Below are 12,703 nucleotides of genomic sequence, written 5' to 3' on the forward strand. Positions count from 1 at the left end.
CTGTGACGAGCACCACGACGACAGAAGACCCCGGCGACCGCGCCAACGGCCCCGGGGCATGGCCCGCACTGACAAGGAGTGCAGACGTGCGAACTCTACTGGCCCTCATCCTCTCGTGGCTCATGCCCGCCCAGGGCAAGCGACGGGCACAGCCTATGCCGACAGAGCACACGGCAGAGACACCGACCACCACTCTCCGCGCGGTACGTCCCGCCCCGCGCTTTATCCGTCCGCCTCAGTACCTGCGTGGGGAAGACGTGGAGCTCATCCGCCCGTACCTCATCGCCTACGAAAGCATCCACGGCATCCACTACCGGGAGGCGGCGGCATGATCTTCCAGCGCTCTTCTTCGTCCTCGTCGTCTCCCTCACATTTCCGGCTCCTGCCCTGGAGTGGTCCCGAGGGCAAGCGTGCGCACCTGATCACGGACGGCTCGGCAACGATGCTGTCCCTCCTCGCCGACAGCATCGAGAATCAGCAGATGGAGACGGCGGCTGTGATCCTGGGCCTGGCCAAGCCGATGGTCGAGGACACGGCGAGCCTCACGACGGGTGAGCTCCGCTGGCTCTGCCGCCGCCTCATCGAGAGCCTGACTGAGGTCATGAACGTCGCGGAGAGCCGGGGCCAGCGCATCCCCGCGTACGAGGACGACGACACCGACACGGCCGCCCAGGAGAGCGAGCCGCGTGCATAACGGTTGACCACGGAGAACCGTCCTGACCCTACGGAAGGCTCTCTCGTGGTTCGTAGCGTCAGCCGTGCAACACCACGACAACGACTCACGAAGGAGCTCGACATGACCCGCGAGCGTTTCTCCCACGCCACCTGCGAGCACTGCGGGTGCCGATAGATCATCCGCTCAGGTCACTGCCTTGATCGGCCAACTCTGATGCGGGTGTCGGTCACCCCGCTGTCTTTACCTGGGCAGAGGGGACGGCAGGAGACGGCGGGCCGGGTGGTGCCTGGGAGCCGGCGAAACGGCGGGTGCTGCTGCGCACCTTGCGCCTGCGTGCGGACCCGCCCTGACCATGAGGCCGACCACAGGTGCGGCCGTTCGGCGCCCAGCCCCGACCATGGCTGGTCAGCACGCGGCCGACGCCTCTCTGCGGCGGCCGCGCGTCATGTCTGCCGCTGCCCGGACCAGGTCCAGCGGACGCGCTGGTTGGGGTCGTGGACGGGGCGCCATACGGGTGCGGAGGGGCCGTGGTGGAGCAGGTCGGCCAGCGGCGCCGTGAGGACGGGGACGTTTTGCAGGAAGGGTGCCAGCAGCCTGGCGGCCGCGCGCAGGGCGCTGATCCGGTTCTCGAGGTGGGGCCGGTGCCGTCCAGGACGAACAGGACGCGGAGGAAGAGCGGGTAGCGCCGCCGCCACTCCTCCACCGCCGGTTCCTGGAGGGTCGGCCGGCGCCCCGGGACCGCGGGCACGTAGCGGTGAAGGCGCTCGTACGCGGGCAGTTTGGCGGCGAGACGTTCGGGGCCCATGGTGGCCCGGTCGACTTCGACGAACGCCCGCAGCATCGACCCGTTGTCGCCGTCGACGGGGCTACGCCGGTAGTACATGAGGGCGTCGGGGATGACGGCCTCGCCGCTCCCGATCGGGTGGTGGACCTCGGGGATCCAGTCCAACGGCTGGCACCCCCGTTCCCGCGGCCCTGGCTCAGCAACAGGCTGGGGATGGCACGCGACGGTTCAAGCCGAGCGGCATGGTGCAGTTGCCGTGCGAGCATGAGTGGCCATTGATCAAAACGCAGACGGTTGCCGAGGAGCCAGCGTGCGACACAACATCGGATTAGCAGTACCCCTGACGGCTCTTGCGCTGCTGACCGCGTGCGGGGTTTACGCGGGAGACACCCATTCCTGCACCCTGATAGGCGCGCGCGTCGGGATCCGGGTCGAGGTTTCCCCGGAACTGGCGAACAGGGTGGCCGACGCAACCCTCACAGCCTGCTGGGACGGCACATGCCGGAAGCGCACGCTGCAGCTACAGGAGACCTCGCCGAAAAAACCGGCAACCCCAGGGAACCCCGTGATGACCACGGAATCCGCTACCGCCGAAGAAAGCCCGGCAGCCCGGACTCCCCAAACCGGCGAGCCTTCCATGCCTGGCTTCGCAGTCATACCTGACCTGCCAAGCAAGCCGATACACGTCACGCTGGTATTCAAGAACAAGCGCGGCGCCACCGTGCTCAACCGACAGATCAGCATAACCCCGCAGCCCACCTATCCCAACGGTCGCGACTGCCCGCCGGAGGGCAACCAGGCAGGCTTGACGGTCTCGGAAGAGGGCTCACTCATCCCACGCTGACCGTGCGCTCCACCCGGACTTGCGCCGACGAGGCGCTGAGGCCGCGGGACGGCAGCCGCTGTCCCGGGGTCGGCTGGCCATCGGATGTGCCGGGAGCTCTGGCGTCCAGCCCGCGGGAGACGTTTCCGCGCACCCAGCTGGGTACGTTCACGCGAACGCCGACAACCTCTGTCGGCATGCACACGAACGTGGCCAACCAGGTACACGAAAACGTTCTTCAGGGCGACGAGAATGCCGGATCCGTCTCACTCCGCCGTATCCGCCGAACTGGGCGATCGCTCTATCGACCTGACGGTACGGCCGGCGCGGGCAGAGCGAGCACGCGGGCGAGGGCGGCAGTCACGGGGACAGCGTGGTCGGACAGGTGCCTGCGGGCCCAGTCGGCTGCCAGCGCAAGGAAATCGGCGAGGTCGCGCTCAACTCTGTCCAACAGACGGTGAAGTTCCATGGCGGACAGCTCGATCACTGGGCTGTCGCTCTGTTCAATGTCGACGATGAGTCGGACGGTGTCACCGACCAGTTCGGCAACCGGGTCGGGGTCATGACCGAAGGAGAGAGGTCCGCTGCCGTCGGCAACGGTGCACCACTCGCGCCAGTCCTCCAGGCCGTTGCAGCAGCCAGGAAGAAATGTGATGCCCGTGGAGCTGTCCGTGACCCGCAGGCCACCAGCCGCGAAGAGGCTGTCGAAGGTCAGCAGCCCGTGCAGGAAGGATCCAAGCGGGTCCACCGGCCGAGGCGGGCGGTCATCGCCCGCGTTGGGATCGGGATCGATGTCGTTGCACTGGGCGATGCGCATTACCGCTGTCCCGACCTCGACAGTGGTGAGCTCGCCGCTGAGTGCCAGGTACCTGAACGTCTCGCCCTCAGCGACAGGCCAGAGAGTGAAGCTGTCAGGGGCGTATATCTCCAGGACGGGCTGCATCACGATCACCCAGCAGAGTGTCCCGCATCGCCTCCCAATCCGCCTCCGGATATGGGTCAGCATCCTCACATCTGCCCCGAGCGCCGAGGAAGCTGGCCACGTTCGACAACCTCACGGAGGTTGATCAATTCGAAGTGCAGAGAAGGGTCTTCGCATCGGCTGGGCAGGAGGCGTTCTTCGAGGGCCACGTCCACGCTCTCAACGTGCTGGCCGGCGTGCCGACCGGGAAGGTCCGCTACGACAACCTTAGAGCCGCAGTCGCCCGGGTTCTGGGCTTCTCCCGGCAGCGGGTGGAAGCCGACGCTGGACCGCGTTCCGCTCGCACTACGGCCTGGACGCTCTCTACTGCCAGCCCGGAATCCGCGGCGCCCACGAGAAGGGCGGCGTCGAGGGCCAGATCGGCTGGTTCCGGCGCAACCACCTCGTTCCCGTCCCGGAAGTCGCCACACTCGCCGAGCTCAACGCCGTGATCGAACGCTGGGACGAAGCGGACAACGCACGGCGGACCCGGTCCCGGCCTCGCACGATCGGCGAGTACTTCGAGGCCGAGCGGCCGCTGCTCGCACCGCTGCCGGAGGAGCCGTTCGAGACGGGCCGACTCTTCACCCTGAGGGTCGACCGCTACAGCCAGATCAGCGTCCGGACGAACCGCTACTCGGTGCCAGTGCGGCTGATCGGCCGGAGGGTCCGCGCGATGCTGCACGCGTCTGAATTGATCGTCTACGAAGGCCGCGAGGAGGTCGCCCGGCACGAGCGGCTCATCGCCAAGGGCGGAACCCGGCTTGAGCTGGACCACTACCTGGAGGCCCTCGTGCGCAAGCCCGGCGCCCTGCCCGGCGCGACCGCGCTCGGGCGGGCACCGCCCGCCGGTACCCGAACCTCTTCGCCCACTGGCGGTTCGGTCTCAAACCTGATGGCTGGGCGATGGGAGCCGTGTGAGCCGAGAGGTTCCCGCACGGTTCTGCGAGCGGCGGGTGGGTGAGATTCCCGCCGCCGACTCACCTCGTCGTGCTCGTGCACGGCACGAAGTCCGAGGCCGAAGCACTCAAGGCGGAGATCGCCGAACTGCTGGCCCGCCAGTTGAAGATGACCCTCTCGGACGAGAAGACCCACATCACCCATATCGACGACGGCTTCGTCTTCCTGGGCTTCCACATCCAGCGGAGAACCTGGGGTGACCGCCGTGTCGTGCTCACCATCCCGTCCAAGCAAGCCTTGGCGTCGGTGATGCACAAGATCAAGAAACTGACGGGGCGAAGTACGACATCGCTCTCGTTGGAGGAGGTGCTGCGGACGGTCAACCCGGTCCTGCGGGGCTGGGCAGCCTACTTCCGCTACGGCGTCTCGAAGCGGACATTCGCCTACCTCGGTTGGTATGCGTGGTGGCGAGTACTCCGCTGGATTCGTTACAAGCCTCCCCACATGACCTGGAAACAACTGCGGCGCCGCTACTTCGGAGCGGACCGCATCAGCGAGGGCGGTCTCGTCCTCTACAACCCGGCGAAGATGAAGGTCGAGCGATACCGCTTCCGCGGAGCGCAGATCAGCACGCCATACAACATTGACGAGGTCGATCCGGAGAAGGCTCTCTTTCGCCGGACCAGCCACGACGATGTGGCCTTCGTCGGCCAGGTCAGTGAATACCTCGCCTGACAGATCGGATCACGTGGAGAGCCCGTTGCGGGGCCAACTCGCACGGCGGGTTCGGCGGACGGGGACGGGAAAACCGGCACCGGAAACGGTGCACGGCGTCCTGTCCCCGACCCAACACATGGAACTCGACCGCCACGGCGCCGAACTGCTGTTTCAGGTTCTGACCGAACGCGAGGAGAAGAACAGCGTCGCGATCGCCTCGAACGAGAGTTTCAGCGGGTGGACGAAAACGTTCACCGACCCCCGGCTCTGCGCGGCCATCGTCGACCGGCTGACCTTCAACGGCGCCATCATCGAGACCGGCACCGAGTCCTACCGCCTCGCCCACACCAAGGCCCAAGCCGAACAAGCCCAGGCCAGCTGAGGGTTCCCGGGCGACCGCCCTGGCCGAAGCACCTACACGCCCCGCTCTCGGCAGTCGCCCGACTCAACCCGTCCGATCAGGACAGCGCAGGCTCCTCGTCAGTGGCCAGCCGGGCGTGACGCTCGACGTCATAACGCGTGCCGTCGTACTCCAGTTTCTGGCGTTCGATTCCTTCCACCGCAAAACCCGCAGCCAGGGCCACCCGGCAAGAGGCCGGGTTGTTGACCCGATGTCCCAACTCCAACCGGAAGAGACCTGCGTCGTCGAAGGCCCAACGGGCCAGCGCCCGGCAAGCCTTTGATGCGACGCCCTGGCCCCGTGCTCTCTGCGTCGTCCAGTACGACACCCAACCCGTCGCATGGCGCCGATTCACCGCACTCACCGCGACATTACCCAGCACGGTGTCCTCGCCATCGACCACCGCGAACGCGAAGGCGACACCCCTGGCCCACTGATCAGATTGAACCGCCAGCCATCGATCAGCGGAATCCAGTGACGCGATCGGCTCGCTGACCTGCCACGACATCACGGGGTCCGCGAATGCGGTCAACACCGACTGCGCATCGTCGGCTGACCAACGACGCAACCACAACTTCGAAGACACTGCTAAACGATCACGCACCCCGGAAGTCTCTCGCAGCTGGAGCCCTGCGGCAGCATGCTTACCAAGATCCCAGACAACGTCAGGACCTGACCCGGCGCCGCACGGGAACGGCGCCCTGACGTGAAGTTCCGGCTATCATCGTGACCAAGCGGGCAGCCCCGCAGCACTCGAGTAACATCAAAAGTCACTGACATTGACCATGATGCTCGCTGAAAAACGACTCCCGAAGTCACCCCGAAACGACTCCCTTAGAAACCGACACAGCCAGTCGTGTTCGTAGCGGATGACCTCGCGTAACTGCTCACCGGTCGGCGGGTCCAGGTCACGCAGTCGGTTCAGGCCGCGCCGTACGAGAACGCGGTGTACGGTGGCCGGCGCCAGGGCGATGCCGTGCAGGCGCTTGAGGTCGGCGGCGAGCCGGGCGGGCCCGTGCTTGGTCTGCCGCCGCAGCGCCTCGATCAGGTCCGCGACGTCCTCCGCGGTGCGGGCCGGGCTCGTGGCAGGCCGGGAGGAATGGTCCACAAGCCCGGCTTCGCCGTGTGCGCGCCAGCGGGCATACCACTTGGCCAGGCAACGGCGGGAGATCCCGGCCTCCGCCGCGACGTGCGCGACCGGACGCCCGGCATCCACGCGCTCACATAACCGGCGACGCCCTTCCGGCGTCAGCGGGGCGTTGCGATGTCCCGCCATATCAGCCCGTCGAGGTACCAGCTCCGAGCGTCCATCACAGGCGTCATGAGGTGTGCTGTGACGCCGTGTTTACGGCGATCGTGCACAGTCTCTTGGTTGCACGCGTGAGGGCGACATACAGGTCGCGCTCGCCGCCGGGGCGGGCGGCGGCGATCTCCTCCGGGGCGACGACGACGATCGCGTCGAACTCCAGGCCGCGGGCTTCGGAAGCCGGCACGAGGCGGGCCCACTGCGCGACACCCGCGGACGCCAACTCCTCGACCCGGTCGTCCGCGCAGATCACGGCGAGCAGGTCGCCCGGGTGCGATGTCGCCTGCACCCGAAGCTCCCCGGCCACGGTGGTGGCGACCGAGTGCGGGCAGGCGGTGAGGCGGCGGGGAGATTCGCCGTGGCGGATCGACCGGCACGGCGTCTGACCGGGGGCGATCCGCGCCAGCAGGCCGTGGGTGGTCGCAAGGATCTCCTGGGTTGTGCGGTAGCTGACGGTCAACGTGTGCAGGGAGAACCGGTTGCCGAGATGCGGACCCAGCGCCTGGAACCAGTCGCTCGCCGCTGTCGCAGGGCCCGCCTGGGCGAAGTCACCCACCAGCGTCATCGACCTCGCCGGACACCGACGCATCACCATCCGCCACTGCATCGCGGTCAGTTCCTGGGCCTCATCGACCACGACGTGCCCGAACGACCGCTCCGGCAGCCCGTCCACCAGTGCCGCCGCCTCATCCAGCAGCGGTACATCGGCATCCGTCCACGGGGCATCAGGCGAACGCACCAGCCGGGACCGTTCGTCGCCGGCGAGCGACCGCAGGTGCCTCGCCAACGCGCGAGCGTCTGCCAGCAGGGTCCGTACGACCACCTCGGGCGTCAGCCGCGGCCAGAGTGACTCCACCGCACGGTCGACGTGGGCGTCGCCCGCGAGGCCCGCACGGACGGCGTCCGCGTCGAACACCTCGGCCGGATCCGCGGCCGGCGCGTCATCGAAGCCGAGAGCCCGCAGATCGGCCTCGGCCGCGGCATCGAGATCCAGGCCCGTGCTCTCGGCGATCTCGGCGTCGATATGTTCGAGGGCCTCGACGGCATCGCGCTCCAGGGCATCCGTGACCGTGCCGATCAGGTGCTCCTTGAACACCTCCCGCGCACGGTTGTGCGCCAGACCGCTCGCCGCCGCGGCCTTCCGCGCCGCTGCGACATCCGCGCCCCCCAGCCGGACCCACTGCTGCCCGACCCGGACCGCGAAGCCGCCGGCAGGTGCCTGCCGGGAGCGCACCAGGTCTGTGAGTGCCTGGGCCAGCGCAGCGTTTCCCTTCAGGCGTGCGGCATCGAACGGCTCCACCGCTGCGGGCTTAACCCCGGCCAGTTCCGCGCATGTCGCCAGGAGAACGTCGTTCTCCGCCAGCGAGGGGAGCACCTGGGAGACGTAGTCGAGGAACCGCGTGTTCGGCCCGAGCACCAACACACCGCGCGCTGCGGCTCCCGAGAACGCATATAGCACGTATGCCGCCCGGTGCAGCGCAACCACGGTCTTGCCGGTGCCAGGACCGCCCTGCACCACCGTCACCCCCCGGTGCGGGGACCGGACGATCGCGTCCTGCTCCGTCTGCAGCGTCGCCACCGCGGCATGCATCCGCCCCGTGCGCTGCGCCTCGAGCGCTTCGGTCAGCGGACCGTCGCCGACGATGTCCCCGGCCCCGGCCGGCGATCCGTCCAGTAGCTCGTCGCTGACCGCACGTACCGCACGGTCCTCGACCCGCAGGTGGCGTCGGCGCCGCAGCCCCATGGGGTGGACGGTCGTCGCCTCGTAGAAGGGCCGCGCCGCGTCCGCTCGCCAGTCGACGAGCAGTGGCAGGTCCCGGTCACCCACGTGCAGGCCGAGCCGTCCGATGTGCAGGACGGTTCCGTCGGCGCCGTCGACCCGGCCGAACGCCAGCCCCTCCTCGGCTCCCTCCAGTCGGCGGATTCGATGCGCCAGACGCTCTGCGGCGACATCGCGCGCGTAGACCTCGCCCGCGCTGTCGGCCGACGACCTCAGCACATCCGCCAGTTGGGCCCGTGCATCCGCCAATCGCTCATCGAGCAGCCGGTGCATAGCGGCCACGTGGGCCTGCTCCACCTCGACCTGTCCTGCGGCACCCTCATTGAACTGGGACAAAAGCAGCCTTCCCTCGACTCGGCCCTCCACTATGCAGCCAAATCTCTATGAAAGTAAGGCTTGACTTACTTGTCCGGGTCAGCCGCTGCAGCCGGTCCGCCATCACGGTTCAGGTCTGGGCGACCTTCTGGCACCGTCGGACATGAGGAGCCGACCGGGCCCGATTCCGGCCTGAAGAGATTCGAGCTCAAGGACGCTCAGCACTTCGCCGCCATGCCACAGATTCTGCCCAGCCGCCTGGCGCAGCCAGCCCCACCCGGACACCGTCCATCGGAGCGTCGTTACCGCCGCTGAAGCGGCACCAACCTCATGAGACGACACAACTAGCTAGCTGGTGGGGGTGCAGGAAGTCGGCGCGTCCCGTTCACGGCAGGCTTAGCCGGGACCTGCGGTGGTCCGGGAAGCGATCGGCGTCTGGGTCGAGGAAGTCGATCAAGTCCATGAGCGAGACCTGAAGCTGCACGAGCCTAGGGTGCGGGCGTGTCCAGGAAGCCAATTCGCGGATCCCGTCCGACAGCGGCTCGAACCACGAGGCGAAGTCAGCGTCGGTGTCCAGGCGCCGGCAGAACTCCGCGTAGCCTAGGCACCGGTCGTTGCCGTCGCTGATCATCAGCTCTCCGAGGGCCCGCTGGTTGCTCCGGAATACCCGGAAGTGGGGGTCGTCGTAGTCGTCGCTGTTGAGCACGTTGCTGATGGCCGTCAGGTGTCGGACGACAGTCCGGGAGCTCTCGCGGTTGCCGAGGTCCAGGAACTGGATCTTGCGCCGCAGTAGCTCCACCTGACCGAGGTAGTCGGCCGTGACGTGCAGGGTGCTCCTGAGCGCGTAGGCGCGATCTCGGTCGTGGCCATGTACGTAGTAGACGTTCAGGAACTCCCTGTCCACGATGTTGATGAGTCGTGATTGGAAGTCATAAGCCGCCCACAGCAGTGGATCCCGGCGCTGGCTCATCAGGTCCTGGTGCTCGGCGAGCTTAAGCTGCTCCGCGCCCTGCCGTTCCAGCTGCGCTGCAAGCAGCGTCTGTTTCCGGCTGAACCGGGAGCTGAGTAGGACGCTGGAAAGGGCGACTGCTCCGGAGACCGAGGCCACCACCAGCTCAGTGTTCATGGGTCGTGAACCTATCGCGGGCCGGGACGGGTTGAACAGGGGCGCCTCCGCTCGGGGCTCCGCGGCCCGCGCGGCCGCAACGAGCGCTCCGACGAGCAGGGCCTGGGCCTGCTGTTATGCGGATCGCCGTACCAGTCAAGATCAAGTGGCGGAACCTGCTGGCCATCTAGATCATTTGGCAAACGGGGCGGCCGCTGACCACCATCCGGCCCCTGCGCGCCGACGCGCAGCGCAACCGTGCACGGGTGCTGGCCGCGGCAGAGCGGGTCTTCGCGGCTCGAGGTACGGCCGCCTCGACCGAGGAGGTCGCCCGTGCGGCCGGCGTCGGCGTCGGTACCGTCTTCCGACATTTTCCGAGCAAGGAGGCGTTGCTGCAGGCACTTGTCGTGGAGCGCCTTGCACGGGTCGCCGCCGACGCCCGCGAACACGCCACATCGTCGGATGCGGGGGCGGCCTTCTTCGAATTCTTCACCGCCGTCGTCCGCGGCTCGGCCACCAAACTCAAACTCGTGGACCCACTGGCCGAATTGGGCATTCACCCGAACGAAGCCGTCGCGCCGGTCGCCGAGGAGCTGACCGAAGCCGTGGCCGCTCTGCTGCAGCAGGCGCAGCGGGCAGCGGCGGTACGTATGGACATCGAAGTCAGGGAGGTCATCGCACTGCTCGCCGGCGCCTCTCAAGCCTGCCGGTACGCTGCCGACGACCGGCCGCTAGTCGTTATTCTCGATGGCCTTCGCGTTCCGAGCACCCAGTAGCCCCCAGACGTGCTGCTGGGCTGTCAGGCACGGGAAGTCACAGAGCCGAAGAACTCAAAGTACAACTGCCCTAATCAGCAAGATCACGATCTACAGCTGGAGTACTGGGGCGCGTATCGAGTCGCGATCAAGTGCCGGCCTGGGTCCCGCATGCCGCCCGTGTCGTTCCTTGCGGCCATCGCACTCGATCTGGCCCTCGCCTCCTCGGTGGCGGCCGTCTTCAGGGTGATGGTGACGTCCTTGCCTAGGTATCACCCAACTACGGCCTAGCAACCCCCAGATGCCAAAGAAAACATTGACATCTCCATATCCCAAAGTACCCTTTGACTTATGGAGCTCACCGACCCCAAGGCGATACGGGCCCTGGCTCACCCTCTCCGGCTTGATCTGCTGGAGCTGCTGACAGCGACCGGCCCGGCCACGGCCGCCCACTGCGGCCGCGTTCTCGGCCACACGCAGGCCAGCTGCTCGTTCCACCTGCGCCAGCTCGCGAAGTACGGCTTCGTCGAGGACGCGGGGCCGGGCAAGGACCGGCGTGAGCGAATGTGGCGGTTGCCGGACCCCCGTCCGGTGCTGCGGATCCGGGGCGCGGCCAGGGAGCTGGAACACCTCGTCGTCGAGAGGGAGACCGCGGCGATCCTCGACTGGCTCGACCGCAGGGCCGGCGAGACTGCCGAATGGCGTGAGCAGGCCGATGTGGTCAGCGCCATCGCCGTGCTCTCGCCGGGGGAGGCCGCCGAGCTCAAAGCGCGGATGCGCGAACTGATCGAGCCCTACCTGCTCCGCTCCGAGTCCGACACGCACACGCTCCACCCGGGCCGACGCGCGGTCCGGTACTTCATGGCGGCGACGCCGCTTCCGCTTCTGGAGTCTGGGGGAGACGAAGATGAGCAAGGCGATGACTGACCGTTCACTCGATGTCGCGTGGGTCCACGGCGCACCGGGCGAGGCGGCGATCCAGGTCCACCACTACGACGCCATGACGGTGATCCTGCGTCAGAGCAAGCGCGTCCACTACGAGGCGCCGTTCCTCTTCCTGCTCTTCGGCGCGGACCGCGCCCTGCTGCTGGACACCGGGGCGACTGAGGACCCTGCGCTCTTTCCGTTGCGGGAGACCGTCGACCGGCTGATCGCCGAGTGGCTGGAGCGGCATCCCCGCGATGGTTACGAGCTCGTCGTCGCCCACACCCACGGCCATGGCGACCACGTCGCCGCCGACGCCCAGTTCGTGGACCGGCCGGACACGACGGTCGTGGCCCGCGAGGCGGACGCGGTGCGCGAGTTCTTCGGCTTCGGCGAGGACTGGCCCAGCGGCACTGTCCGATTCGATCTCGGCGGGCGCGAGTTGACGATCCTCGGCTCGCCGGGGCACCATGCGGCATCGATCACCGTCTACGACCCGGAGACGGGCATCTTGCTCACCGGCGACACCGTCCTTCCAGGGCGGCTCTACGCCTTCGACTTCCCAGCCTTCCAGGACACCCTCGACCGCCTGGTCGCCTTCGCCGCCGAGCGCCCTGTGACACACGTCATCGGCTGCCATGTCGAGATGAGGAACGCGCCGGGCCGCGACTACCCGATCGGCTCGCAGTACCAGCCGGATGAGCGCGCACCCCAAATGACGCCTGCCCAGCTGACTGCCGTCCGTGACGCGGCCGCGGCCGTCGCCGGCCGACGCGGGGTGCACCGGTTCGACGACTTCCTCATCTACAACGAGCCGCGCAAGCGCGACATGTACCGCCTGCTGGCCCGCGGCCTGACACACAAGGCCCTCGGCCGCCTCAAGCCGAAGGCGGCGGCCGGCCGGTGACGTGGCAGTCCTCGCGGGTACGCCCTTGCCGCCAGGTCACGCCATCGACTGCTGTCGCAACCGCCTCAATCTGCTGATTCTGCCCTCATGGCGAGGTTGAACCGGTAGACCGTCTTGCGTGACACGAGTGCAACTGACGGACGCGGAGTGGGATTTCATTGAGCCGTACCTCCCAATCGACGAGTACGGCCCGCATCCGGAGCGGCTGCGGCAGCAGTTCGAGGGCGTGGTCTGGCGGTTCAAGACGGGCGCGCCGTGGCGGGAGATGCCGAAGGAGTTCGGCGCCTGGTCGACCGTCTCCAACTGCTTCCGACGGTAGCGGGACGCCGGTGTCTTCGAAGCCCTGCTGG

14 protein-coding genes and 2 pseudogenes are annotated in these 12,703 nt (G+C 67.7%); 10 read left to right on the forward strand and 6 right to left on the reverse strand.

The window, feature by feature from the left end; translation table 11 throughout:
- Positions 1–328 precede the first annotated feature (328 nt).
- The gene (locus ACIHCX_RS16690) at positions 329–694 is read left to right on the forward strand and encodes a hypothetical protein (RefSeq protein WP_400029907.1); all 366 of its coding nucleotides are present in this window, start codon (positions 329–331) and stop codon (positions 692–694) included.
- Between the two features lie 208 nt (positions 695–902).
- On the opposite strand, the gene ACIHCX_RS16695 is transcribed toward ACIHCX_RS16690, so the two are convergent.
- A complete protein-coding gene (locus tag ACIHCX_RS16695) occupies positions 903–1,625 on the reverse strand; it encodes a replication-relaxation family protein (protein ID WP_400029909.1) in 723 nt (240 codons plus the stop codon).
- A 145-nt stretch (positions 1,626–1,770) separates the two neighbouring features.
- On the opposite strand from ACIHCX_RS16695, the gene ACIHCX_RS16700 reads away from it, so the two are divergent.
- A complete protein-coding gene (locus ACIHCX_RS16700; RefSeq protein WP_400029911.1) occupies positions 1,771–2,304 on the forward strand; it encodes a hypothetical protein in 534 nt (177 codons plus the stop codon).
- A 280-nt stretch (positions 2,305–2,584) separates the two neighbouring features.
- Here ACIHCX_RS16700 and ACIHCX_RS16705 read toward each other — a convergent pair whose 3' ends face one another.
- On the reverse strand, positions 2,585–3,226 hold the full coding sequence (locus ACIHCX_RS16705; protein WP_400029998.1) for a hypothetical protein: 642 nt from the start codon (positions 3,224–3,226) through the stop codon (positions 2,585–2,587).
- 466 nt (positions 3,227–3,692) lie between these two features.
- Between ACIHCX_RS16705 and ACIHCX_RS16710 the strand changes: the two genes are divergently transcribed.
- From ACIHCX_RS16710 to ACIHCX_RS16720, 3 genes and pseudogenes are all read left to right on the forward strand, one after another.
- The gene (locus tag ACIHCX_RS16710; protein WP_400029913.1) at positions 3,693–4,208 is read left to right on the forward strand and encodes a Mu transposase domain-containing protein; all 516 of its coding nucleotides are present in this window, start codon (positions 3,693–3,695) and stop codon (positions 4,206–4,208) included.
- A 26-nt stretch (positions 4,209–4,234) separates the two neighbouring features.
- Complete coding sequence (locus tag ACIHCX_RS16715; protein ID WP_400029915.1) at positions 4,235–4,879, forward strand: group II intron maturase-specific domain-containing protein; 645 nt, start codon at positions 4,235–4,237, stop codon at positions 4,877–4,879.
- A gap of 115 nt (positions 4,880–4,994) precedes the next feature.
- A pseudogene (locus tag ACIHCX_RS16720) lies at positions 4,995–5,243 on the forward strand (ATP-binding protein); the annotation flags it as partial.
- Positions 5,244–5,319: 76 nt separating this feature from the next.
- On the opposite strand, the gene ACIHCX_RS16725 reads toward ACIHCX_RS16720, so the two are convergent.
- From ACIHCX_RS16725 to ACIHCX_RS16735, 3 genes and pseudogenes are all read right to left on the reverse strand, one after another.
- Positions 5,320–5,847 carry a GNAT family N-acetyltransferase gene (locus tag ACIHCX_RS16725; RefSeq protein ID WP_400029917.1) on the reverse strand — a complete coding sequence of 176 codons (528 nt, stop codon included), beginning with the start codon at positions 5,845–5,847 and terminating at the stop codon, positions 5,320–5,322.
- 273 nt (positions 5,848–6,120) lie between these two features.
- Positions 6,121–6,537, reverse strand: a pseudogene (locus ACIHCX_RS16730) (helix-turn-helix domain-containing protein); the annotation flags it as partial.
- A gap of 43 nt (positions 6,538–6,580) precedes the next feature.
- Positions 6,581–8,311 (reverse strand): HelD family protein, encoded by a 1,731-nt coding sequence (locus tag ACIHCX_RS16735; protein ID WP_400029919.1) that lies wholly within the window; start codon positions 8,309–8,311, stop codon positions 6,581–6,583.
- Between the two features lie 84 nt (positions 8,312–8,395).
- Between ACIHCX_RS16735 and ACIHCX_RS16740 the strand changes: the two genes are divergently transcribed.
- Positions 8,396–8,734 (forward strand): hypothetical protein, encoded by a 339-nt coding sequence (locus ACIHCX_RS16740; RefSeq protein ID WP_400029921.1) that lies wholly within the window; start codon positions 8,396–8,398, stop codon positions 8,732–8,734.
- A 313-nt stretch (positions 8,735–9,047) separates the two neighbouring features.
- Here the strand turns inward: ACIHCX_RS16740 and ACIHCX_RS16745 are convergent, their stop codons facing one another.
- Positions 9,048–9,788 carry a hypothetical protein gene (locus ACIHCX_RS16745; RefSeq protein ID WP_400029923.1) on the reverse strand — a complete coding sequence of 247 codons (741 nt, stop codon included), beginning with the start codon at positions 9,786–9,788 and terminating at the stop codon, positions 9,048–9,050.
- A gap of 245 nt (positions 9,789–10,033) precedes the next feature.
- Between ACIHCX_RS16745 and ACIHCX_RS16750 the strand changes: the two genes are divergently transcribed.
- The 4 genes from ACIHCX_RS16750 (at position 10,034) to ACIHCX_RS16765 (ending at position 12,672) form a co-directional block, all read left to right on the forward strand.
- Positions 10,034–10,543 (forward strand): TetR/AcrR family transcriptional regulator, encoded by a 510-nt coding sequence (locus ACIHCX_RS16750; protein WP_400029925.1) that lies wholly within the window; start codon positions 10,034–10,036, stop codon positions 10,541–10,543.
- Between the two features lie 330 nt (positions 10,544–10,873).
- Positions 10,874–11,449 carry a helix-turn-helix domain-containing protein gene (locus ACIHCX_RS16755; RefSeq protein WP_400029927.1) on the forward strand — a complete coding sequence of 192 codons (576 nt, stop codon included), beginning with the start codon at positions 10,874–10,876 and terminating at the stop codon, positions 11,447–11,449.
- On the forward strand, positions 11,442–12,353 hold the full coding sequence (locus ACIHCX_RS16760) for an MBL fold metallo-hydrolase (protein WP_400029929.1): 912 nt from the start codon (positions 11,442–11,444) through the stop codon (positions 12,351–12,353). The genes ACIHCX_RS16755 and ACIHCX_RS16760 overlap by 8 nt, the downstream gene beginning before the upstream one ends.
- 118 nt (positions 12,354–12,471) lie before the next feature.
- Positions 12,472–12,672 carry a transposase gene (locus ACIHCX_RS16765; protein ID WP_400029931.1) on the forward strand — a complete coding sequence of 67 codons (201 nt, stop codon included), beginning with the start codon at positions 12,472–12,474 and terminating at the stop codon, positions 12,670–12,672.
- The last annotated feature ends 31 nt before the right edge of the window (positions 12,673–12,703 follow it).

This window comes from Streptomyces sp. NPDC052043, assembly GCF_044548235.1.
GTDB lineage: Bacteria > Actinomycetota > Actinomycetes > Streptomycetales > Streptomycetaceae > Streptomyces.